The sequence below is a fragment of the Streptomyces flavofungini genome, assembly GCF_030388665.1.
In the GTDB taxonomy this organism is placed as follows: domain Bacteria; phylum Actinomycetota; class Actinomycetes; order Streptomycetales; family Streptomycetaceae; genus Streptomyces; species Streptomyces flavofungini_A.
This window is the reverse complement of record NZ_CP128846.1, coordinates 6291027-6313221: the sequence shown is the minus strand read 5'-3', so window position 1 is coordinate 6313221 and position 22195 is coordinate 6291027. Positions and strand designations below refer to the sequence as shown.

Here is a 22195-nt window from a genome sequence, read left to right as displayed (position 1 = left end):
TGGGCTGAGGGCCACTCAATTCCGATCCGGGAACAGCGGGTTCTGATCCGTGCGCGTTCTCTTGACCGGCACTCGCGGCCCTCTTATGGTCGCCACGCCAGCACGACGTAGGACGTGGGATCTCCCACCGGAAGCACTGCACCTCCCTCTCACCCGGCACTTGGGGAGCAGGCCTCCCCACTCCTTCATGGAGGCACTGTGAGCCACCTGATCCCCGTGACGCGCGACGGCGGGCACGGCCCCGACCGCCGGTCCTTCCTCAAGTACACCGGCGCCCTGGGCGCGGCGGCGGGTCTCACCGGCACGCTCGCGGCCTGCTCGGGACCTGAGTCGACGAACGACACCGGTGGCGGCGGCAAGAGCGGCGGCACCCTGACCGCCGTCATCGGCTATGGCAACGACGGCAGTTGGGACCCCACACAGACGGCGTCGGCGTTCGCGATGGCGGGCAACGAGCACATCTACGAGGCGCTGCTCGGCACCGACCCGATCAGCAGGGAGCCCTACGCCCAGCTCGCCACGGCGGTGCCCACCGACCTGAAGGCGACGACGTGGAAGTTCGAGCTGCGCGCGGGCGCCAAGTGGCACGACGGCAAGCCCGTCACCGCCGACGACGTGGTGTTCGTGTTCGACCGGATCCTCGACCCGAAGACGCAGACCCTCGCCAAGGGCTTCTTCGCGAGCTGGCTGAAGGAGGTCAGGAAGGTCGACGCGCGGAACGTGGAGCTGGTCCTGAAGTTCCCCTTCCCCGACGGCGCGGCCCGGCTCACCCTCGCCAAGATCATGCCGAAGCACGTGTACTCCCGGCCGGGCGCCTGGGACGACGCCACCAAGGGCAAGGCCATCGGCTCGGGCCCGTACCGGCAGACCGCCCACCACCCGAAGTCGAACACGACCTTCGAGGCCTTCGCCGACTACAACGGTCCGCGCGAGGCCGCCTTCAAGAAGATGAACTGGCTGACGATCGTCGACGCGGCGCCGCGCGTCGCGAAGATCTCCGGCGCCGGCGCGGACGCCGAGATCTCCGACAACATCCCGTACGCCAACATCGAGCAGCTGAAGAAGGGCGGCATGACGGTCGAGGGCGGGGCCGGCATGAACAACCTCTTCCTGATGTTCAACACCGCGCACAAGCCGTTCGACGACGTGCGGGTGCGCCAGGCGCTGCACTACGCCATCGACCGGGAGAAGATGATCGAGGTCGCCCTGAAGGGGCACGGCAAGGCCGCCTCGTCCTTCCTCAACGAGGGCAACCCGACCTACCGCCCGGCGAAGACCGTCTACGGCTACGACCCGAAGAAGGCCAAGGCGCTCCTGAAGGAGGCCGGGGTCGACAACCTCAAGATCAACATCATGGCGGTCAACGTCAGCTGGATCGTCGACTGCCTGCCCACCATCAAGGCGTCCTGGGACGCGATCGGCGTGCGGACCACGCTCGACCCGCAGGAGACCACGGCCGTCTTCACCAAGCTGGACCAGAAGAAGGACTACCAGGTCGTCGCCGCCGCCTCGAACCCCAACCAGTTCGGCGTCGAGGCCGACCTGATCATGCATTACAACTACGGGCCCGACAACCTGTGGATGGGTTACGCCCGCTGGGCGAAGAACGCCCGCGCCAAGGAGTTGTTCCGCCTCATGGACCGGGCGACACGCGAGCCGGACGCCACCAAGAAGAAGACGATGGTGCAGGACTACATCGACATCGTCGCCGAGGAGGCCGTGCTGTACCCCGTGGTGCACAACGAGCTGATGACGGCGTGGGACCCAAGGCAGCTCACCGGCGTCCGCGCCCAGCCCTACCCCGGGATCAACCTGCTCCAGGCCAAGTGGGCCTGACCGACGTGACCAGCCCGTACGCCCGTGAGGAGCCGGTACGCCCATGAGGAGCCCGTACGCCGTGAGCAACCAGAGGAGCGTTGAGCAGTGACCGCGATCCTGCGCATCCTGGCCCGCCGTATCGCCCTGCTCGTGCCGCTGCTGCTCGGCATCGTGCTCTTCGTGTTCCTCGTGATGCGGTTCTCCGACATCGACCCGGCGTCGGCGTTCTACCAGGGCGCGAACCCCACCCAGGAGCAGCTGCACCAGTTCCGCGAGGACAACGGCCTGCTCGACCCGCTGCCGGTGCGCTACGTCGCCTTCGTGGGCGACCTCGTCGGCGGCGACATGGGCATCAGCGTCCTGACCAGGTCCCCCGTCATCGACCAGATCACCACCGCGCTGCCCCTGACGATGCAGCTGACCTTCCTCGGCCTCGGCATCGCGGTGCTGCTCTCCCTGCCCCTCGGCGTGCTCGCCGCGATCTACCGCGACCGGCTTCCCGACCAGATCATCCGCGTGGTCTCGCTGACCGGCGTCGCGGCGCCCGGCTTCTGGCTGGCCCTGCTCATGATCCAGTACCTGGCGGTCGACCTGGGCTGGTTCCCGACCGGCGGCTACGTCAACCCGGCCGACTCCTTCACCGGCTGGCTGAAGACGATGACGCTGCCCGCCCTCGCCCTGTCGCTGCCGGTGGCCGCGCAGATGACCCGCATCGTGCGCACCGCCGTGGTGGAGGAGCTGGACAAGGACTACGTCCGCACGGCCGTCGGCAGCGGCCTGCCGCCGGTCGTGGTGGTCGGCCGCAACGTCCTGCGCAACGCCCTCATCAATCCGCTGACCGTGCTCGGCCTGCGCGTCGGCTACCTCCTCGGCGGCGCGGTCGTCATCGAGACGATCTTCTCGCTGCCCGGCATGGGCAAGCTCATGATCGACGCGGTGAAGAACGGTGACCCGGCCGTCGTGCAGGGCGTCGTCATCACCACGGCCGTCGGCTTCGTCGTGGTGAACCTGGTGATCGACATCCTCTACCTGCTGGTGAACCCGCGCCTGAGGGGAACCTCCTGATGCTCCAGTCGCGCAAGAAACTCACCGAGCGCCTCGCCGTGCCCGGCATCCGGCTGCGGGCCCTCGCGAAGCTCCCGGTGCTCTCCCGCATCTGTCTCGGCGTGGTCGCCGTCGTCGTCCTCGTCGCCCTGTTCGCCCCGCTCATCGCCCCGCACGACCCGCTCGACCAGCAGACCCTCGTCGACGGCACCGGCCACCCCTCCGCGGAGCACTGGATGGGCCAGGACAGCCTGGGCCGCGACATCCTCAGCCGGCTGATGTACGGGGCGCGCTGGTCGCTCGCCATCGGCCTGGGCGCGACGACGCTCGCGCTGATCGTCGGCGCGATCATCGGCGCCGTCGCCGCGACCTCCCGCAAGGCGGTCGACGAGACGCTGATGCGCTGCCTGGACGTCGTCATGGCGTTCCCCGGCATCGCGCTCGCCGCCGTCCTCGTCGCCGTCTTCGGCGGCGGCATCACCGTCCTGATCTGCGCCATCGCCTTCCTGTTCACCCCGCCCATCGCCCGTGTCGTACGCGCCAACGTCCTCGACCAGTACGGCGAGGACTATGTGGTCGCCGAACGCGTCATCGGCGCGCGCACCCCGCACATCGTCATCAAGCACGTCGCCATCAACTGCGCCGCCCCCGTCCTGGTGTTCTGCACCGTCCAGGTCGCCGAGGCGATCGTGTTCGAGGCGTCCCTGTCGTTCATCGGCGCGGGCGTGCGGCCCCCCGACCCGTCCTGGGGCAGCGTCATCGCCGACGGCAAGAACATGGTGCTCATCGGCGGCTGGTGGGCGACGGTCTTCCCCGGCCTGCTGATGCTCCTGACGGTGCTCTCCCTGAACGTGCTCTCCGAAGGAGTCTCCGACGCCTGGGCCGCGCCGTCCGGCCGTGACGTCACCGGCCCCGGGCGCAAGGACGACCCGGTCGAGGCGCCCGAGCCGGGCAGCGGCGAGGTCCTTGAGCTGCCCGGCCTGACCGAGGCGGCGGCGCGGCTGCGCTCACGGGCCCGGCCGCTGCCCGAGGGGCCGCCCGTGCTCAGCGTGCGGGACCTCGCCATCGGCTTCGACGACCGGCACTTCGGCGTCGACATCGTGGACGGCATCAGCTTCGAGGTCCGGCCCGGCGAAGTCCTCGGCCTCGTCGGCGAGTCCGGCTGCGGCAAGTCCCTGACCGCGCTCACCGTCATGGGCCTTCAGCCCAAGGGCGCCCGGGTGCGCGGGCATGTCACCTTCGCCGGGCGGGAGCTGATCGGCCTGCCCATGCGGGCCAGGCGGCGGCTCCTCGGCCACGACATGGCGATGATCTACCAGGACGCCCTGTCCTCCCTGAACCCGGCGATGACGGTACGCGCCCAGCTCAAGCAGGTCGTCCGGCGCGGCGGCCACCGCTCCCCCGCCGAACTCCTCACCCTCGTCGGCCTCGACCCCGACCGCACCCTGCGCAGCTATCCGCATGAGCTGTCCGGCGGCCAGCGCCAGCGCGTCCTCATCGCCATGGCCCTGTCCCGCGACCCCAAGCTGATCGTCGCCGACGAGCCCACCACCGCGCTCGACGTGACCGTGCAGGCCCAGGTCATCCAGCTCCTGCTGCGGCTGCGGGCCGAGCTGGGCTTCGCCCTGATCCTCGTCTCGCACGACCTGGCGCTCGTCGCCGACGTCACCGACCGGGTCGCGGTCATGTACGGCGGGCAGATCGTCGAGACCGGCGTGACCGCCGACCTCGTCGAGGCCCCCACCCACCACTACACGCGCGGCCTGCTCGGCTCCGTGCTCTCCCTGGAGTCCGCCGCCAGTGGGGCATCCCCTGGTCGAGCGAAGTCGAGAGCTCGGGGAAGGCTCACCCAGATCAAGGGCGTCGTCCCCTCACCGGCCGACTTCCCCGCGGGCTGCCGCTTCGCCGACCGGTGCCCCCTCGCCGACGGCCTGTGCCACACCACCGCCCCCGAACTCCTCGGCGAGGACCGGCACCGGACGGCCTGTCACCATCCCGCACCCGTCGTCGAGAGCGCGGAGCCGCGGCTCCCAGGAAGCGAGGCGGTCCGTGACCGTGGCTGAGGCTGTTCCCCCCGGCGACCTGCCCGCCGACGACCCCGCCGCCCTGGTCACGCTGCGCGACGCGCACGTCGTCCACAAGGCCCGCACCGGCGGCCTGTTCTCCCGCGACCGGGTGTACGCCCTCACCGGCGCCGACCTCACCATCGCCCCCGGCGAGACCGTCGGCGTCGTCGGCGAGTCCGGCTGCGGCAAGTCGACCCTCGCCAAGGTCCTCCTCGGCATCCAGCGGCCGACGTCCGGGGTCGTCGCGTTCCGCGGCCGGGACCTGTGGCAGATGGGCGCCGCCGAGCGCCGCACCACCATCGGCACCGGCACCGCCATGATCTTCCAGGACCCGTCGACGGCCCTCAACCGCCGCCTGCCGATCCGGCAGATCCTGCGCGACCCCCTCGACGTGCACCGCCGCGGCACCCCCGCCGAGCGCACCGACCGGGTGCGCGAGCTGATGAGCCTCGTCGGCCTGCCCACCGTCCTCGCCGAGGCCCTGCCCGGACAGCTCTCCGGCGGCCAGCGCCAGCGCGTCGCCATCGCCCGCGCGCTCGCCCTCGAACCGGAGCTCGTCGTCGCCGACGAGCCGACCAGCGCCCTCGACGTCTCCGTACGCGCCCAGATCCTCAACCTGCTCCTGGACCTGAAGGAACGCCTGGGCCTCTCCCTGGTCTTCGTCTCCCACGACATCCAGACGGTCCGCAGGATGAGCGACCGCGTCATCACCATGTACCTCGGCCGGATCGTCGAGGAGTCGCCCGCCGCCGAGATCCTCGACAACGCCCGGCACCCGTACACCCGGGCGCTGTTCTCGGCCACACCCGGCCTGCTCGACCCGATCGACCCGATTCCGCTCGTCGGCCCGGTACCGTCGGCCACCCGGCCGCCCAGCGGGTGCCCCTTCCGCACCCGGTGCTGGAAGGCCGACGAGGTGTGCGCGACGGCCATGCCGGACGTCGCGGACGCCGGTGCCGAGCATCGGTACCGGTGCCACCACCCCGTACTGGCGGGCGAGTCCACGCGGGACCTCGTCAGCCAGTCGTCCGCAGCGACGGCCGCCGCCACGGCCACGCCCAAGGAGACTCCGTGACCCTGCCGCACCTGCCCTCCCCGTTGACCGGTGTCGTCCCTCCCGTCTGCACCCCCCTGACCCCGGACAACGAGGTGGACGTGGCCTCGCTGGAACGCCTCGTCGACCATCTGATCGACGGCGGCGTCGACGGTCTCTTCGTGCTCGGCTCGTCCTCCGAGGCCGCGTATCTGCCGGACGGGCAGCGCAGGACCGTCGTGGACCGCGTCGTGCGGTACGTCGGCGGCCAGTTGCCCGTCCTCGCCGGGGCCATCGACATGGCCACCCTGCGCGTCCTCGACCACGTCCGGGCCGCCGCCGACGCCGGGGCCGACGGGGTCGTCGTCACCGCCCCCTTCTACACCCGCACCCACCCCGCCGAGATCACCCGGCACTTCCGGCTCGTCGCCGAGCGCGGAGCGCTGCCCGTCTTCGCCTACGACCTCCCCGTCTCCGTCCACACCAAGCTCGACGCCGACCTGGTGCTGGAACTCGCCGCGGACGGCGCGCTGGCCGGGCTCAAGGACTCCAGCGGCGACGACGGCGGTCTGCGGCGCGTCGTCCTCGGCTCCCGCGCCCGGGCCGGCCTGGCCTCCTTCGCCGTCCTCACCGGCTCCGAGCTCACCGTCGACTCCGCCCTCGCCATGGGCGCCGACGGTGTCGTCCCCGGGCTCGGGAACGTCGACCCGCACGGCTACGTACGCCTCTACCGCTACGCCCGCGCGGGCGACTGGGAGCGGGCCCGGGCGGAGCAGGAACGGTTGTGCGCGCTGTACCGCATGGTGGGGGTCGGCGATCCCCTCCGGATGGGTGCCAGCTCCGCGGCGCTCGGTGCGTTCAAGGCCGCGCTGCACCTGCGCGGCATCATCGACTGCCCCCTGACGGCGGCGCCGCAGGTGCCCTTGTCCGGGGCGGAGACGGAACAGGTCGGCAAACACCTGGCCGCCGCCGGCCTCCTGTAGCCCACCGCGCCCCCGCATCGGCGCTCCGCGCCTCGTCCTCAAACGCCGGACGGGCTCTCTCCCACCCACCCGCCCAGACATCCCCGGGGCCGAGCAACAGCCCGGCACCTTCAGCCCGCCCCGGGGAAGTTTTCAGCCCGTCCGGCGATTGAGGACGAGGCGCGAAGCGCCGACTTCGGGGGCGCCCCCGGCCCACCCGGAGGGGACACCCACCCCGGGGTCCAGGGGCGGAGCCCCGGTTTCGGGAAGGGGCGGGACCGGGGAACGCCCCGCAGGGCACCTACACCGCCAGCCGCCGCCAAGCGATCCGCTCGTACGTCCCCGCCACACCCGTCTCGTACAGAACCCCGACCACCCCGGGCCCCACCTGCACCAAGTCCGAGTACCCGGCCCGGTCCTGGGACAGGGTCACCGCCTTGACGAAGGACCGCCCCCCGTCCCGGCTCCGCCACAGCGCCATCGCCTGCCGGGCGGTGGGCACGGAGGGCCCGGAGAAGAGCAGCGGATCCCCCCACCCCCGGAGCTGAAGGAGCCCGCCCTGCACGACGGGCACGTCGTCGAGGGTGGGCTGAACGGCGTAGGGCCGGTCGAGGCTGCGCCCGCCGTCGCTGGAGTAGCTGTCGAGCCGATTGCCCACGGCCACCCCGTGCTGATCCCGAGAGCTGAGGTACAACCGCCCGTCGGGCAGCTGCGCGAAGGCGGACTCGTTGGAGTTGTGCTCACCGTCGTAGGTGTCGTCGACGAACCCGATGCGCCAGCTGAGCCCGTGGTCGTCGCTGTAGAGGGCGTGCCCGCCGTAGTACTTGGGCTCCTGCCCGGTGTCGGAGGAGCCGGGCGCGGGCGCGGCGGAGTGGTTGGCGGGTACGACGAGCCGCCCGGCGTACGGCCCCCGGGTCAGCGCGACGGCGTGCCCGGGTCCCGTCGCGTACCACCGCCAGTCGGCCCGCTTCACGGCGGCCGTGATCTCGCGCGGCGAGGAGAACGTACGGCCGTCGTCCGCGCTGGTCTGGACGAAGGCGCGGCGGCTCTGCGCGGCCGTGACCTCGCCGCGCATGATCTGGCCCTCGGTGACGGCACCGCTGTTGTAGGAGGTGAGCAGCACGACGCGCCCGGTGACGGGGTCGACGACGGGCGCCGGGTTGCCGCGGGTGTCGCCCCGCCCCGCGGCGACGACGGCGAGGGGGCCCCAGGTGCAGCCGCCGTCGGTGGAGCGCCGCAGGACGACGTCGATGTTGCCGGTGTCGGAGGCGCTGGCACGCCGCCCCTCGGCGAAGGCGAGCAGGGTGCCGCGGTCGGTGCGGACGACGGCGGGGATGCGGAAGGTGTCGTAGCCGTTGGTGTCGGCGGTGTACGGCACGGAGGTGGAGCAGCCGGGGAGGAGGGGGGCGGGGGCGGCGCCCGGGCTCGTGAAGGCGGTGAGCGCGAGGGCGGCCGAGAGGGTGAGAGCGGCGGCGGAGAGGTGACGGCGGCTCCTGAGGGCCCTGAGGCCCCGGAGACCCCGGAGACTTCTGAAGCCCCGCGAGCCCCCGAGGCCTTCGTGTCCCTCGCCGCCCCGGTCGCGCGGACTGCTCCGCACGGGTGTACGTCGTCTCTGGATCACGCGGCTCGTACGGCTCATACGGCTCCTCACGACAGGACGTGGGACGTAGGACGTCGCGCGTGAAGCTAATGCGCCCCGGGCGGTACGACAATACCCCTGCGCATCGACGGAGTTGACGCTGTGTTGACGCAGGGGAGTGACGGAGGTGTCTCCAGGCGGGTGCCCGCGGCTTGCGGGAGGGCGTCGCACCACCGGGGCTCCGGGCCCCGGCCGGGGCCCGCGCACGGGTCGGCACGCGAGGCCGCCGGCCGCCACCCCGCCGAGGCCCCCGGCCCCGAGCCCTCAGCCCGCCGACCCCGGTGTCACGAGCCCCGACTCGTACCCCACGATCACCAGCTGCGCCCTGTCCCGCGCCCCCAGCTTCCCCATGATGCGGCTGACGTGGGTCTTCGCCGTCAGCGGGCTGAGCCCCAGCGCCTCCGCCACCTCGGTGTTGTTCAGGCCGCGCGCGACCAGCGTCAGGACCTGCCGTTCGCGGTCGGAGAGCGCGCCGAGCGCGGCGGGTACCGGTGCCTCGGCGTGCGGGGCCTGCGGCTGGCGCAGCACCCGGGCGATGAGGCGGCCTGTGGGGCCCGGGGACAGGAGCGACTCCCCCGCGGAGACGATACGGATGGCGTCGAGCAGCTCGGCGGGCTTGGTGTCCTTGACCAGGAAGCCGGACGCCCCCGCGCGCAGCGCCTCGACCACGTGCTCATCGGTGTCGTACGTGGTGAGCATGAGGACCTTCACGCCCGCCAGGTCCTCGTCGGCGGCGATCAGGCGGGTGGCCTCGATGCCGTCGAGGTCGGGCATGCGCACGTCCATGACGACGAGGTCGGCCCGCTCGGCGCGGGCCAGGTCGACGGCCTCACGCCCGGACCCGGCCTGCGCCACGACCTCCATGTCCCGTGCGGACTCCACGAGCATGGCGAAGGCCGCCCGCACCAGCGCCTGGTCGTCGGCGAGCAGTACCCGGATCACTCGGCTCATCTCTCCTCACCCAGTGGCAGCACGGCCACCACCTCGAACCCCCGGTCCGCGCCCGTCCGCGGCCCCGCCTCCAGCGTCCCGCCCACGCTCCGGGCCCGCTCCCGCATCCCGATGAGCCCGAACCCGGGCGCGTCCGGGGCGCCGGTCCCGCTCCGGGCCGCGGCTCCGGCCGCGGTCCCTCCCCGCCCCGGGGCCGCCTCCCCGTCGCGGGGGACGACGCCCCAGGTCGCGGGCGGCGGTCCCCCGTTCCCCGCCACCCGCGCGGCCCCGGCAGAGGCCGCGCCCCCGCCACCCGCCGAACCACCAGCGGCCGAGACGGCCGGGACAGGCGTACCGCCCCCGTCCCCAGCCCGCCCGGCCACCCCCGAAGGCACCCCTGGTCCCCCCGTCACGAGCCGCCCCCCGTCGTCCCTCACCGTCACCCTCAGCTCCCCGTCCTGCTCCCGTATCCCCACCGCCACGCTCGGCCCGGGGCCGCCGTGGCGGACCGCGTTGGTCAGGGCCTCCTGGACGATGCGGTACGCGGCCGCGCCCACCGCGGGCGGCACCGGCGGGTCGGGGAGGGTGACGGCGAGGTCGACCTTCGCGCCCGCCGTGCGGGCCGCGTCGGCCAGGTCGACGAGGCCGTCGAGGCCGGGCAGGGGGCCGCGGGACTCGTCGGGGGCGTCGGCGGGTCCGGGGCCCGCGGTGCGCAGGACCTCCAGGGTGGCCCGGAGTTCGCCGCGAGCGGTGCGGCAGGTCTCGGCGATGTCGTCGAGTGCGCTCGCGATGGCGGCGCGGTCGAGGCGGTCGGGGTCGGCGGCGAGGACGTGCGCGGCGACCGAGGTCTGCACGCCGACCAGGGTGATGCTGTGCGCGAGCAGGTCGTGCAGATCGCGGGCGACCCGCAGGCGCTCCTCGGCGACGCGCCGCCGTGCCTCCTCCTCGCGGGTGCGCTCCGCGCGCTCGGCGCGTTCGACGACGGAGGCGACGTACTGCCGGTGGACGCGGACGTACGTACCGAAGATCAGTACGGCGACGATCCAGCCCGCGATCCGCACGACCTCCGTGGCCGGGTCCCCGCCGACGCCCGAGTTGACGATGAACATGATCGCGATGATGTGCACGCCGGTCAGGAGGGCGCGGCGGGGGCGTCCGGAGACGGCGACGGAGTAGAGGGCGACCATGCCGACGTGGGTCGCGGCGGCGTGCGTGTAGTCGAGGGCGTGGTACGGCCCGACGAGGGCCATGGTGGCGAGCATCGCCGTCATCGGCCTGCTGCGGCGCCAGATCATGGGGACGTGGGCGCCCACGAGGAGCGTCCAGCCGAGCGCGTCCGGCGTCCTGCCGTCCTTGATCAGGTGGGCGAGGACGACGGCGAGGGCGGCGAGCGCGCCCGCGAGGAGCGCGTCCTCCCGCAGGGCGCGCCGGGTGCCGGGCACGGCTCCGGCGAACGGCCACCACGGGCGCGAGTCGGACGGCGGGTACGGCACGTCGTCGGCTCCCCCTTCCGGTACGCGGGTCGCGGGTGCGGCCATGCGTGGCCCTCATCTTCCTGTACGGCGGCGCCCCTCCGGCAGGGAGGGGCGCCGCGGGATGGGGTTCAGGGCACCCGGACCAGTTCCGGAGCGCTGGCCTCCGGCGCCGGGGGCCGCGGCTTCGACAGCGGTCCCGGCCACCACACCTTCCGGCCGAGCGCGAGGCTCGCGGACGTCACCAGGTAGGTCCGCACCAGGAAGGTGTCCAGGAGGACACCGACCGCGATGACGAAGCCCAGTTCGACGAGCTGGACCATCGGCATGCTGGTGAGGACGGCGAAGGTGGCGGCGAGGACCAGGCCCGCGGAGGCGATCACGCCGCCGGTGGTGCGCAGCGCGGTGAGCGCGGCCGGTCCCGTCTCCGCCCCGGCCAGGCACTCCTCCCGCATGCGGTGCATGAGGAAGATGCCGTAGTCGACGCCGAGTGCGACGAGGAAGCAGAAGGACAGCAGGCCGAGGCCCGGGTCCGTGCCCTCGAAGCCGAAGACGGGGCCGAAGACGAGTCCCGCGATGCCGAGCGAGGCACCCCACACCGCGACGACCGCGAGGAGGAGCAGGAGCGGGGCGACCAGGGCGCGCAGCAGGACGACGAGGATCAGCAGGACCGCGGCGAGGACGATCGGCACGACCACCCACATGTCACGCCGGTTGGTGTCCTCCAGGTCGATCTGTTCGGCGCTCGGCCCGCCGACGTAGGCGCCGCCGGGGTCCAGTTCGTCGCGGAGCTTCTCGATGGTCCCGGTCTCCGCCGCCGACTGCGGCGGGGCCTTGGCGACGACGGAGATCTCGGTCCACTGCTTCGAACTCCGGCCCCGCTCCGCGCTGTCGACGCCCGGCACGCTCCGCGCGTCGGCGAGCACGCGGTCGGCGCGCTCGGTGGGCGCGATGACGCTGATGGGCTGGGTGCCGCGTTCGGGGTAGGCGGCGGCGAGGGTCTCCATCGCGCTGATGGAGTCGGGCTTGCTGGTGAAGGTGTCCTCCTGCTTGAGGTTGCCGGGCAGGGCGAACGCGCCGAGGGCCAGGGCTCCGAGCAGGATGCCGCCGGACACGAGCACGGTGACGGGACGGCGTCCGGCGGACGAACCCATCGACTGGAAGAGAGACTTCCGCTTCTTCGGCTCGCTGCCGAACGCGGGCACCAGCGGCCAGAACACGCGCCGCCCGAAGAGCACGAGCAGCGCGGGCAGCAGCGTCAGCATGGCGACGAGCGCGCACAGGACGCCGACGGCGCCCAGCGGCCCCATGCCCCGGCTGCTGTTGAGGTCGGCGGCGAGCAGGCAGACCAGGCCCGCGGCGACGGTGCCCGACGAGGCGATGACGGCGGGCCCGCAGCCGCGCAGGGCGGTGCGCATGGCGTCGTACGGCCGCTCGATCCGGCGCAGTTCCTCGCGGTAGCGGGAGACGATGAGCAGGGCGTAGTCGGTGCCCGCGCCGAAGACGAGGATCGTCATGATGCCCGAGCTCTGGCCGCTGACCGAGGTGTCGAAGGCCTGGTTGAGGCCGTAGGCGACGCCCATGGAGAGGTAGTTGGCGGCTCCGGCGACCACGAGCGGCACCAGCCACAGGAGCGGGCTGCGGTAGATCAGAACGAGCAGGATCGCGACGACGGCGACGGTGGTGTAGAGCAGCGGGCCGTCCAGGGAGCCGTAGACCTCGCCGGCGTCGGTGGCGAGCGCGCCGGACCCGCCGACGTCGACCTTCAGGCCGTCGGCCCCGCTGGGCGCCTTCACCACGTCCCGCACGTCGTTGACGAAGGTGTCCCGCTTCTCCTCGTCCGTGCCGGGCGCGGTGCTCGCGACCGGGTACATGAGTGTCGAGCCGTCCTTCGACGCCACCCCCGTGGGCGTCGCGACGAGCTTGAACTCACGCTCCACGGCGGCAACTTGGTCGGCCGCCGTCTTCCGGTCCGCCGCGCTGAGGCCGCCGTCGCGGTGGTAGACGAGCACCAGTTCGGTGCTCTCGCCGCCGGGCAGCCGCTCCTGGATCCTGGCGACCTGCGTGGAGTCGGCGCTCGCGGGCAGATAGTCCACGGCCCGGTCGCGCTGGACGTCCCCGAGCTTCCCGGCGAACGGACTCGCGAACGCGAGCACCGCGACCCACAGGCCGAGCAGCACCCAGGGCACGGCACGTGGCCGTCGGCGCTTCGTCGTTGATGCGGCCCCCATCGGTGGGCCTCCCTCCGTGGCGGTGTCTGAAGGCTTACGGCTTCCAGACTTCCGCCGTGCGGGGGGCGGATCGTCGCGCCAGAGTGCGAGTTGGCGCTTACATCCAGGGGTGGCCGGGGGCGGGGAGTACTCCCCGGGGAGTATCGGCGGGGAGGCGGGCCCGCGGCGGTACGAGGGTCAGGACGGCGTCCGCGTCGCCGCCACCAACAGCCGTGCCACGTCGTCGGAGTCGATGGTCAGCGCGCACCCCGCGGTGGCGAGCACATCGCGTTCGGCGGGCGTGTACGGGCCGTCGGCGAGCGCGATCCGGGCGCCCTGCAGGAGCAGCGCCTCCCGTCCGGCGGGCGCGAGGTGCGGGGCGAGCGGGCCGAGCGCCTCGTGGAGTTCGATGGCGAGGCCGGGCACGCAGTCGGGGTCGCCGACGCGGCCGGTGTCGGCGGCGAGCGCGTCGACGAGGGCGGCCAGGCGCTCCTCGGTGCAGTCGTCGAAGCCGGCGCCGCGCAGGGCGGTGACGGCCGCGTCGAGGGCCCTGCGGGAGGTGCTGCCGCCGCTGGTGAGGACGGCGAGGACGACGGTGTGCACGGCGTCGCGGAGCATCGCGGAGAGGCGGACGGTGGTGGGGTGGTCGAGCGCGTCGACGCCGAAGTGGTCCTGGCAGGCGGCGCATTCGACGACGGGCCCGGCGTCGCCGCGGGAGAGCAGCGGCACGCCGAGGAACACGAAGCGACGGCGGCCGGTGCGACGCTGGTAGTTGCGGTCGCCGCCGCAGCCGGGGCAGAAGAACTCGCCGTCGCAGACGGTGGTCCACGCGGTGCGGGTGCCGATCAGGCGGGGGCCGCGGCCGCGGTGCAGGAGCCGCGCGAAGGGCCCGGGCGCCCGGGCGTCCGGGTCACCAAGTGGTGCGGTTCTGCCGAAGATGCGGGATTCCCGGCCTTTACGTCCCCGATCTGGCAGCACCACGCACCTCCATGACGCCGCGGCAGCCCTGCCGCGTTGGCGTGATGTTAGCCACATCCATGATGCCGCGTCAGTACCCCGTACGGGAGATGGCCGGTTGCTGGCCTGGACCAGCCCCCGGACACGCGCCGGCCCCGCCCGCCACGAGGGCGGACGGGGCCGGGAAAGCGCCCGGTCGAACGGGAGTCCGGCGGGATCAGCGGGCCGCGCGGTTGACGGCGGAGACGACGGCCTTCATGGAGGCACGTGTCGTATTCGCGTCGATGCCCACGCCCCACAGGACGCGGTCGCCGATGGCGCACTCGATGTAGGAGGCGGCCTGCGCGGAGGCGCCCTCGCTCATCGTGTGCTCCTGGTAGTCGAGCAGGCGCAGGTCGATGCCGACGACGGACTGCAGGGCGTTGAAGAACGCGGAGATCGGGCCGTTGCCGGAGCCGGTCAGGGTGATGTCGGCGCCGTCGACGGTGGCCTCGACGGTGAGGGTGTCGGTGCCGTCGACGTCCGTGATCGTCTGGCCGTTCTTGACCTGGATGCGGCCCCAGGGCTTGTCGGGGTTGGGCAGGTACTCGTCCTGGAAGACGCTCCAGATCGCGTCCGGCGTGACCTCGCCGCCCTCGCTGTCGGTCTTCGTCTGGATGATCTTCGAGAACTCGATCTGCATGCGCCGCGGCAGGTCCAGCTTGTGGTCGTTCTTCAGGACGTACGCGACGCCGCCCTTGCCGGACTGGGAGTTCACGCGGATGACGGCCTCGTAGGAGCGGCCGACGTCCTTGGGGTCGATGGGCAGGTACGGCACGGCCCACTCGATGTCGTCGACCGTCTTGCCCGCCGCCGTGGCACGGGCCTCCATCGAGTCGAAACCCTTCTTGATGGCGTCCTGGTGGGAGCCGGAGAAGGCGGTGTAGACCAGGTCGCCCGCGTAGGGGTGGCGCGGGTGGACCTCCATGCGCGTGCAGTACTCGTACACGCGACGGACCTCGTCGATGTCGGAGAAGTCGATCTGCGGGTCCACGCCCTGGCTGAACAGGTTCATGCCCAGCGCGACCAGGTCGACGTTGCCGGTGCGCTCGCCCTGGCCGAACAGGCAGCCCTCGACGCGGTCGCCGCCCGCCATCACGGCGAGTTCGGCGGCGGCGATGGCGGTGCCGCGGTCGTTGTGGGGGTGGATGGACAGGCAGACGTCACGGCGACGGGACAGGTTCCGGGACATCCACTCGAAGCGGTCCGCGTGCGTGGAGGGCGTCGAACGCTCCACGGTGGCGGGCAGGTTGAGGATGATCTCGCGGTCGGCGTCGGGCTGCCAGACGTCCATGACGCCCTCGCAGACCTCCAGGGCGAAGTCCAGCTCGGTGTCGGTGAAGATCTCCGGGCTGTACTGGTAGCCGAACACGGTGTCCGGGTCGAGGATCTTGTCCGCGTACTCCATGACCAGGCGCGTGCCGTCGACGGCGATCTGCTTGACCTGGTCGCGGGAGCCGCGGAAGACCACCTCGCGCCAGACCGGCGCGGTGGCGTTGTACAGGTGGACGGTGGCGCGCTTGGCGCCCTTCAGGGACTCCACGGTGCGCTCGATCAGCTCTTCGCGCGCCTGCGTGAGGACCGAGATCGTCACGTCGTCGGGGATGGCGTCCTCGTCCTCGATGATGGAGCGCACGAAGTCGAAGTCGGTCTGCCCCGAGGACGGGAAGCCGACCTCGATCTCCTTGTAGCCCATGCGTACCAGCAGGTCGAACATGGCGCGCTTGCGGGCGGGCGACATCGGGTCGATGAGTGCCTGGTTGCCGTCGCGCAGGTCGGTGGACAGCCAGCGGGGGGCGACCGTGATGCGCTGGTCGGGCCAGGTCCGGTCGGGGATGTCCACCTGCTCGTACGTGCCGTACTTGTGGATCGGCATGGAGCTGGGGCGTTGGAAGTTCGGCATGGTGTGCGGGGCTCCTCGGAAGGTCCGGAAGGACGGCCGACGGTCTAGCACAGCACCGAACTCCGCGGGGAGGGGGTCGGCCTCTGCTACAGGCCCTCGCCGCGGCAGCTAAGGAGAAGCAGCCCGAAACGCATGATGCGGGGCAGCCTAGCCGAGGTCCGCGGAATGCGCGGGCGTGTATCAGTATGCGGGACCGCGGGCACGTAACGGACAAAAGGTGCCGCATATCACCTGAAGAGGATGCCGTAGGTCCGTATGCGGCTATTTCACCAATCATGGTGGCAGCTAGTGACAGCGGCATGACCCAGTGCCACATTGCCGCACATGACCGCCAACCCGACGGGATTCGAGCCCGTTTTCTGCACGATCGTGCCACCCGTGGTCCTGGACAGGCTCGCCCAGTCCTCGGACCCCGCGCTCGCCCGAGCCGCCCGCCGCACCCTCCAGCGCGACGCCTACGAGCGCACCCAGCGCCGCCTGACCACGGTCGTCGGCGCCCCCTCCGTCGCCGCGCCCAAGGGCGCCGAGGAGGGCAAGCCGCACCGCACCGTCCACGACGCCAAGCACCGCACGGACCTGCCCGGACGCAAGGTGCGCGGCGAGGGCGAGAAGGCCGGCAAGGACGCCACCGTCAACCGCGCGTACGACGGTCTCGGCGCGACCTTCGAGGTGTTCTTCAAGCACTTCGAGCGGGACTCCATCGACGGCTCCGGGCTGCCCCTGAACGCCACCGTCCACTACGGCGAGGACTACGGGAACGCCTTCTGGAACGGCGAGCAGATGGTGTTCGGCGACGGGGACCGGGAGATCTTCCTCGACTTCACCATCCCCGTGGACGTCATCGGCCACGAGCTGACCCACGGCGTCGTGCAGTACACGGCGAACCTCACCTACTTCGGCCAGCCCGGCGCCCTCAACGAATCCATGGCGGACGTCTTCGGCTCGCTGATCAAGCAGTACACCCTCGGCCAGACCGCCGACCAGGCCGACTGGCTGATCGGTGCGGGCCTGCTCGCCGAGCGCGTCACCGGCAAGGCGCTGCGCTCCATGAAGGAGCCCGGCACGGCGTACGACGACGACGTGCTCGGCAAGGACCCGCAGCCCGCCGACATGGACCACTACGTCCGCACCGGCCGCGACAACGGCGGCGTGCACATCAACTCCGGCATCCCCAACCGCGCCTTCCACCTCGTCGCCGAGGCGCTCGGCGGGCACGCCTGGGAGCGGGCCGGACAGATCTGGTACGCCGTCCTGACCGGCGGCGAGCTGGCCCAGGACGCCTCCTTCACGGACTTCGCGAAGCTGACGGTGGCGGCGGCCCGCGCCAAGTACGGCGACGGCGAGGAGCTCAAGGCGGTCCTGGACGCCTGGTCGCAGGTCAAGGTGCCCGCCACCTGACGGGCGCCCGACGCCTGACCCGGCCGATGAACGACGGTCCTGACGGGGCCGCCTGGCGGGGCGCGGGCACCTGGAGTAGACAGGACCCATGCGTATCCAGGTGAAGCGCACCGGAGGTTTCGCGGGCATCGACCGGTACGCGGAGGTGGACACCACCGCGCGCCCCGACGCCCAGGAGTGGCACGCCCTGGCCGAGCGGGCGGCGGCCGACGGCCGGGGCACACCCCCCGTCGGGGTGCCCGACGGCTTCAGTTACCAGATCACCATCGACGAGCGGACCGTGTACTGCTCGGACCCCCGGCTCACGGAGGACCAGCGGACGCTGATCACGCGGGTGCTCAAGGAGGGCTCGTAGCTCCCGCGGGCGCCGGGAACCGCTTGCCGCACGGGCGTTGACTTCCGTACCGGCCGGTACGGATGATCGCGCGCATGGCGACGACGCGCGCACCGCTGCCCCGCTTCCCCCGCGACTTCCTGTGGGGGGTGTCCACATCGGCCCACCAGATCGAGGGCGCCGCCGACGAGCGCGGCCCCTCGGTGTGGGACGCCTTCACCGCCCTGCCCGGCACCGTCAAGGACGGCACCACGGCCGCCGTGGCCTGCGACCACGTCCGCCGCTACCGCGAGGACGTGGCCCTGATCCGCGACCTCGGCGTGGGCGCGTACCGCTTCTCCGTCTCCTGGCCGCGGGTGCTGCCGCGGGGCAGCGGCGAGGTCAGCGAGCGGGGCCTGGACTTCTACGACCGCCTCGTGGACGAGCTGTGCGCGGCGGGCGTGCGCCCCGTGCCGACCCTCTTCCACTGGGACACGCCGCTCGCCGTGGCGGAGGCCGGGGGCTGGCTGGCGCGGGACACCGCGCACCGGTTCGCGGAGTACGCCGCCGTGGTGGCCGCCCGCATCGGGGACCGCGTACCGAAGTGGATCACCCTGAACGAGCCCGCCGAGCACACCCTCCTCGGCCACGCCCTCGGGCAGCACGCCCCCGGTCAGCAGCTCCTCTTCGACGCCCTGCCCGCCGCCCACCACCAGCTCCTCGGCCACGGGCTCGCGGTGCGGGCGCTGCGGGCGGCCGGGGCCGGTGACATCGGCGTGGCGAACTCCCACGGGCCGACCTGGGCCGCCTCCGACGCCGCCGCGGACCGCGAGGCCGCGGACCTCTACGACGTGCTCCTCAACCGGCTGTTCTCCGACCCGCTGATCACCGGCCGCTACCCCGAACCGATCGGCGAGCTGCTCGGCGCCGAAGTGCCCGACCTGGACGGCGACTTGGCGGTCGTCGCGGAGCCGATCGACTGGTACGGCATCAACTTCTACCAGCCCACGAAGGTGGGCGCGCCTCTGGCCGAGGCCGCCCCCACCGAGTTCTCGGGCCTCACCCTGCCCCCCGAACTCCCCTTCTCCCCCAGGCCGATCTCCGGCTACCCCACCACGTCCTTCGGCTGGCCCGTGGTCCCCGAAGCCCTCACCGAACTCCTCCTCGCCCTCCGCGACCGCTACGCCGACCGCCTCCCGCCCCTCGTCATCACCGAGAACGGCTGCTCCTACGACGGCCTGGACGACCAGGAGCGCATCAGCTACCTCGACGGCCATCTGCGCGCCCTCCACCGCGCCCTGGAGGCCGGCGTCGACGTTCGCGGCTACTTCGTCTGGTCCCTCCTCGACAACTTCGAGTGGGCCGAGGGGTACGCCCAGCGGTTCGGCCTGGTCCACGTGGACCACGCCACGCAGAAGCGGACGCCGAAGGCGTCCTACGGGTGGCTGCGGCAGGAGCTGCTCGCGCAGAACGCCCCGGTCCCGCCCCTTCCTGAAACCAAGGGGCTCCGCCCCCTGGACCCCCGATCGGCCTGAACGGCCTCGTCCTCAAGCGCCGGACGGGCTAGGAACAGCCCGTCCGGCGCTTGAGGACGAGCGCGCAGCGCGATCGGCGGCGGACTGTCCCACCCGCACGGGACACCAACCCCCGGGGTCCAGGGGCGGAGCCCCGGTTTCGGGAAGGGGTGGGACCGGGGCGCCCCCGCGAGGTCAGAAGCCCAGCTTGCGCAGCTGGCGCGGGTCGCGCTGCCAGTCCTTGGCGACCTTGACGTGCAGGTCGAGGTAGACCGGCGTACCGAGGAGCGCCTCGATCTGCTTGCGGGACTTGATCCCGACGTCCTTGAGCCGCTTGCCCTTGGGGCCGATGATGATCCCCTTCTGGCTGGGCCGCTCGATGTACACGAAGGCGTGGATGTCGAGGAGCGGCTTGTCGGCGGGCCGGTCCTCCCGGGGCAGCATCTCCTCGACGACCACGGCGATGGAGTGCGGCAGCTCGTCCCGCACGCCTTCGAGGGCCGCCTCACGGATCAGCTCGGCGACCATGACCTGCTCGGGCTCGTCGGTGAGGTCCCCTTCGGGGTAGAGCGCGGGCCCTTCGGGGAGCAGCGGGACCAGCAGGTCGGCGAGCAGGTCGACCTGCTGCTCGCCGACCGCCGAGACGGGCACGATCTCGGCCCACTCGAAGCCGAGCTCCTTGCCGAGCCGGTCGATGGCGATGAGCTGCTCGGCGAGGGCCTTGCTGTCGACGAGGTCGGTCTTCGTGACGATGGCGATCTTCGGCGTCTTCTTGATCGACGCCAGCTCCTTGGCGATGAACCGGTCACCGGGCCCGAGCTTCTCGTTGGCGGGCAGGCAGAACCCGATGACGTCGACCTCGGCCCAGGTGGCACGCACCACGTCGTTGAGCCGCTCGCCGAGCAGCGTGCGGGGCTTGTGCAGGCCGGGGGTGTCGACCAGGATCAGCTGGGCCTCGGGGCGGTGCACGATGCCGCGCACGGTGTGCCGCGTCGTCTGCGGCCGGTTCGAGGTGATCGCCACCTTCTTGCCGACCAGAGCGTTCGTGAGGGTGGACTTGCCCGCGTTGGGGCGGCCGACGAAGCAGGCGAAACCGGCGCGGTGGGCGGCCTGCTCGGACGGCTCGGGTGACTGGGTACGCACGCTCATGGCGCCCATTGTCCCTGATCTTTTCGGGCGGGGGCGCCTTGGGCGGTTCTCCATCGTATGGGGCTGCGCCCCTTTCCCCGCCTTTTGGCGCTTCGCGCCTCGCCCTCAAGCGCCGGGCGGGCTGATCCCCCGGTTTCAGGCCGTCTCCGCCGTCAGCCGGACCGCCCCGTCCGGGCCCGCCAGGAACACCGGCGTCCCGGGCCCGCCCAGATCCCGTACCGCGGCCAGATCCTCCGCGGACAGGGCCTCCGCGGCGGAGACGACCGCGGCCGCCTCCAGGGACTCCGCGCCGGACGCCACGGCCATGGCCACGGCCGTGCGCAGGGCGGACAGCTCCAGGGAGGCGAGGGACACCGTCCCGGCGACGTACGTACGCCCCGTCTCGTCCCGCACCGCCGCGCCCTCCGGCACGCCGTTGCGGGCGCGGGCCGAGCGGGCGAGGGTGACGATCTTCTGGTCCTCGGGGCCGAGGTCGGTGCGCTCAGTCATGGCACGAGCATAAGGAGGCCGCGGGCCCGCCTAACCGGCCACCCGGTACATCGCCCCGCGCCACGCCTCCGGGGAGGCCAGCCAGGCGAGCTTCGCCGCGGTGTCGGCCAGCGGCAGCGGCGTGTGCAGCACGATCGTGAGGTCGGGCCGCGCGGGCACCCTCAGGGCGGTGGACTCCACGTGCAGGGTGCCGACGAGCGGATGGCCACCGGCGCGGGCCCGAAGTCCGCCGCCGCGCGGGCCGCCGCTCCCGCCGGGCCACCGCCCCGGCTCTCCCGCCGCGACCGGCTCATCCTCTTCGTGCTGTGCGCCGCGCAGTTCATGGTCGCCCTCGACTTCTCCGTCCTGAACGTGGCGCTGCCCGCCCTCGGCTCGGACCTCGGCATGAGCCATGCCGCGCTCCAGTGGGCCGTCACCGCCTTCGCGCTGCCGTCCGGCGGCTTCCTGCTGCTCTTCGGGCGGTTCGGTGACCTCTTCGGGCGGCGCAGGCTGTTCCTCGGCGGCCTCGCGCTGTTCGGCGCGGCCTCACTGCTCGCGACGCTCGCGTGGGACCCGGCGTCGTTCCTCGCGGGGCGGGCGCTGCAGGGCGTGGGCGCGGCGGCGATCGTGCCGACCGGCATGTCGCTGCTCACCACGACGTTCCCCGAGGGCCCGCAGCGGGACCGCGCGCTCGGCATCTCCGGCACGCTGCTCTCCCTGGGCTTCACCGTCGGCATGGTCCTCGGCGGCGTCCTCACCGACACCCTCGGCTGGCGCTCCACGATGGGCCTGCTCACGCTGTTCGCCCTGATCGTGCTGCCGCTGGCCCCCGGCCTGCTCCCGGAGTCCCGCACCCCGGACCGGCCGCGCCTGGACGTCCCCGGCGCCGTCACGGTCACCGGCGGGCTGCTCGCCCTCATCTACGCGCTCTCCACCGCCGCCGAGCGCGGCTTCGGCGGCACCGACGTGATCGTCACGCTGATCGCGGGCGTCGGCCTGCTCGCCCTCTTCGGGTACGTCGAGTCGCGCGCCGCCGCGCCGCTGGTCTCGCTGCCGATGCTGCGGCGCCGCACCGTCGCCTGGGGCAACCTCGGCGGGCTCGTCACCTCCACCCAGCAGGTGGGCATCACGATCGGCATCCCGCTCCTCGGCGTCCTCGCCACGACCTCGTCGGACGTCCTCGCGGGCACCCGGACCGTCCTGACCCTCGACGCCCTGATCGTCCTGGCCACGGCGGCCCTGGTGGCCGTGGGCCTGCGCCGACGCCGCCCGTGACCCCG

Annotated in this window: 17 protein-coding genes and 1 pseudogene; 9 read left to right on the top strand and 9 right to left on the bottom strand. The window is 72.5% G+C overall.

What is annotated here, in order from left to right:
* Positions 1-207 precede the first annotated feature (207 nt).
* The 5 genes from QUY26_RS26770 to QUY26_RS26750 all read left to right on the top strand — a co-directional run bounded on the left by QUY26_RS26770 (position 208) and on the right by QUY26_RS26750 (position 6944).
* A complete protein-coding gene (locus QUY26_RS26770; RefSeq protein ID WP_436840529.1) occupies positions 208-1836 on the top strand; it encodes an ABC transporter substrate-binding protein in 1629 nt (542 codons plus the stop codon).
* 87 nt (positions 1837-1923) lie between these two features.
* Positions 1924-2883, top strand: coding sequence for an ABC transporter permease (locus QUY26_RS26765; protein WP_289950950.1), 960 nt, complete (start codon positions 1924-1926; stop codon positions 2881-2883).
* A complete protein-coding gene (locus tag QUY26_RS26760) occupies positions 2883-4925 on the top strand; it encodes a dipeptide/oligopeptide/nickel ABC transporter permease/ATP-binding protein (protein WP_289950949.1) in 2043 nt (680 codons plus the stop codon). The genes QUY26_RS26765 and QUY26_RS26760 overlap by 1 nt, the downstream gene beginning before the upstream one ends.
* Entirely contained in the window at positions 4918-6003 is a 1086-nt protein-coding gene (locus QUY26_RS26755; RefSeq protein WP_289950948.1) for an oligopeptide/dipeptide ABC transporter ATP-binding protein, read from the top strand. Before QUY26_RS26760 ends, QUY26_RS26755 begins: the two co-directional genes overlap by 8 nt.
* Positions 6000-6944: a dihydrodipicolinate synthase family protein gene (locus QUY26_RS26750; RefSeq protein WP_289950947.1), complete on the top strand. Its 945-nt coding sequence runs from the start codon at positions 6000-6002 to the stop codon at positions 6942-6944. The genes QUY26_RS26755 and QUY26_RS26750 overlap by 4 nt, the downstream gene beginning before the upstream one ends.
* Positions 6945-7224: 280 nt before the next feature.
* Here the strand turns inward: QUY26_RS26750 and QUY26_RS26745 are convergent, their stop codons facing one another.
* The 6 genes from QUY26_RS26745 to leuA form a co-directional block, all read right to left on the bottom strand.
* Positions 7225-8301: a sialidase family protein gene (locus tag QUY26_RS26745; protein ID WP_436840412.1), complete on the bottom strand. Its 1077-nt coding sequence runs from the start codon at positions 8299-8301 to the stop codon at positions 7225-7227.
* Positions 8302-8826: 525 nt separating this feature from the next.
* The gene (locus QUY26_RS26740; protein ID WP_289950944.1) at positions 8827-9513 is read right to left on the bottom strand and encodes a response regulator transcription factor; all 687 of its coding nucleotides are present in this window, start codon (positions 9511-9513) and stop codon (positions 8827-8829) included.
* Entirely contained in the window at positions 9510-11030 is a 1521-nt protein-coding gene (locus QUY26_RS26735; RefSeq protein ID WP_289950942.1) for a sensor histidine kinase, read from the bottom strand. The genes QUY26_RS26740 and QUY26_RS26735 overlap by 4 nt, the downstream gene beginning before the upstream one ends.
* A gap of 65 nt (positions 11031-11095) precedes the next feature.
* Positions 11096-13195 carry an MMPL family transporter gene (locus QUY26_RS26730; protein ID WP_289950940.1) on the bottom strand — a complete coding sequence of 700 codons (2100 nt, stop codon included), beginning with the start codon at positions 13193-13195 and terminating at the stop codon, positions 11096-11098.
* 177 nt (positions 13196-13372) lie between these two features.
* Positions 13373-14152 (bottom strand): TerB family tellurite resistance protein, encoded by a 780-nt coding sequence (locus tag QUY26_RS26725; RefSeq protein ID WP_436840411.1) that lies wholly within the window; start codon positions 14150-14152, stop codon positions 13373-13375.
* Between the two features lie 196 nt (positions 14153-14348).
* Positions 14349-16073 (bottom strand): 2-isopropylmalate synthase, encoded by a 1725-nt coding sequence (leuA, locus tag QUY26_RS26720; RefSeq protein ID WP_289950938.1) that lies wholly within the window; start codon positions 16071-16073, stop codon positions 14349-14351.
* A 324-nt stretch (positions 16074-16397) separates the two neighbouring features.
* Here leuA and QUY26_RS26715 point away from each other — a divergent pair, with 324 nt between their 5' ends.
* From QUY26_RS26715 to QUY26_RS26705, 3 genes are all read left to right on the top strand, one after another.
* Complete coding sequence (locus tag QUY26_RS26715) at positions 16398-17471, top strand: M4 family metallopeptidase (protein WP_289950936.1); 1074 nt, start codon at positions 16398-16400, stop codon at positions 17469-17471.
* Positions 17472-17559: 88 nt separating this feature from the next.
* Positions 17560-17826: a protealysin inhibitor emfourin gene (locus QUY26_RS26710; protein WP_289950934.1), complete on the top strand. Its 267-nt coding sequence runs from the start codon at positions 17560-17562 to the stop codon at positions 17824-17826.
* A gap of 62 nt (positions 17827-17888) precedes the next feature.
* Complete coding sequence (locus QUY26_RS26705) at positions 17889-19319, top strand: GH1 family beta-glucosidase (protein ID WP_436840410.1); 1431 nt, start codon at positions 17889-17891, stop codon at positions 19317-19319.
* 174 nt (positions 19320-19493) lie between these two features.
* Here QUY26_RS26705 and era read toward each other — a convergent pair whose 3' ends face one another.
* From era to QUY26_RS26690, 3 genes and pseudogenes are all read right to left on the bottom strand, one after another.
* A complete protein-coding gene (era, locus tag QUY26_RS26700; RefSeq protein WP_289950929.1) occupies positions 19494-20456 on the bottom strand; it encodes a GTPase Era in 963 nt (320 codons plus the stop codon).
* A 126-nt stretch (positions 20457-20582) separates the two neighbouring features.
* Positions 20583-20936 (bottom strand): cytidine deaminase, encoded by a 354-nt coding sequence (locus tag QUY26_RS26695; protein ID WP_289950927.1) that lies wholly within the window; start codon positions 20934-20936, stop codon positions 20583-20585.
* A 30-nt stretch (positions 20937-20966) separates the two neighbouring features.
* Positions 20967-21140 (bottom strand): annotated as a pseudogene (locus QUY26_RS26690) (MmyB family transcriptional regulator); the annotation flags it as partial.
* On the opposite strand from QUY26_RS26690, the gene QUY26_RS26685 reads away from it, so the two are divergent.
* Positions 21138-22190, top strand: coding sequence for an MFS transporter (locus QUY26_RS26685; protein WP_289950925.1), 1053 nt, complete (start codon positions 21138-21140; stop codon positions 22188-22190). The pseudogene QUY26_RS26690 and the gene QUY26_RS26685 overlap by 3 nt on opposite strands.
* Positions 22191-22195 lie beyond the last annotated feature (5 nt).

Bases quoted from the DNA above. Each gene is read 5' to 3' on its own strand.
- era (WP_289950929.1), bottom strand. From the start codon at position 20,456: ATGGGCGCCATGAGCGTGCGTACCCAGTCACCCGAGCCGTCCGAGCAG.
- QUY26_RS26760 (WP_289950949.1), top strand. From the start codon at position 2,883: ATGCTCCAGTCGCGCAAGAAACTCACCGAGCGCCTCGCCGTGCCCGGC.
- QUY26_RS26730 (WP_289950940.1), bottom strand. From the start codon at position 13,195: ATGGGGGCCGCATCAACGACGAAGCGCCGACGGCCACGTGCCGTGCCC.
- QUY26_RS26740 (WP_289950944.1), bottom strand. From the start codon at position 9,513: ATGAGCCGAGTGATCCGGGTACTGCTCGCCGACGACCAGGCGCTGGTG.
- leuA (WP_289950938.1), bottom strand. From the start codon at position 16,073: ATGCCGAACTTCCAACGCCCCAGCTCCATGCCGATCCACAAGTACGGC.
- QUY26_RS26695 (WP_289950927.1), bottom strand. From the start codon at position 20,936: ATGACTGAGCGCACCGACCTCGGCCCCGAGGACCAGAAGATCGTCACC.
- QUY26_RS26685 (WP_289950925.1), top strand. From the start codon at position 21,138: ATGGCCACCGGCGCGGGCCCGAAGTCCGCCGCCGCGCGGGCCGCCGCT.
- QUY26_RS26710 (WP_289950934.1), top strand. From the start codon at position 17,560: ATGCGTATCCAGGTGAAGCGCACCGGAGGTTTCGCGGGCATCGACCGG.
- QUY26_RS26715 (WP_289950936.1), top strand. From the start codon at position 16,398: ATGACCGCCAACCCGACGGGATTCGAGCCCGTTTTCTGCACGATCGTG.
- QUY26_RS26705 (WP_436840410.1), top strand. From the start codon at position 17,889: ATGATCGCGCGCATGGCGACGACGCGCGCACCGCTGCCCCGCTTCCCC.
- QUY26_RS26735 (WP_289950942.1), bottom strand. From the start codon at position 11,030: ATGGCCGCACCCGCGACCCGCGTACCGGAAGGGGGAGCCGACGACGTG.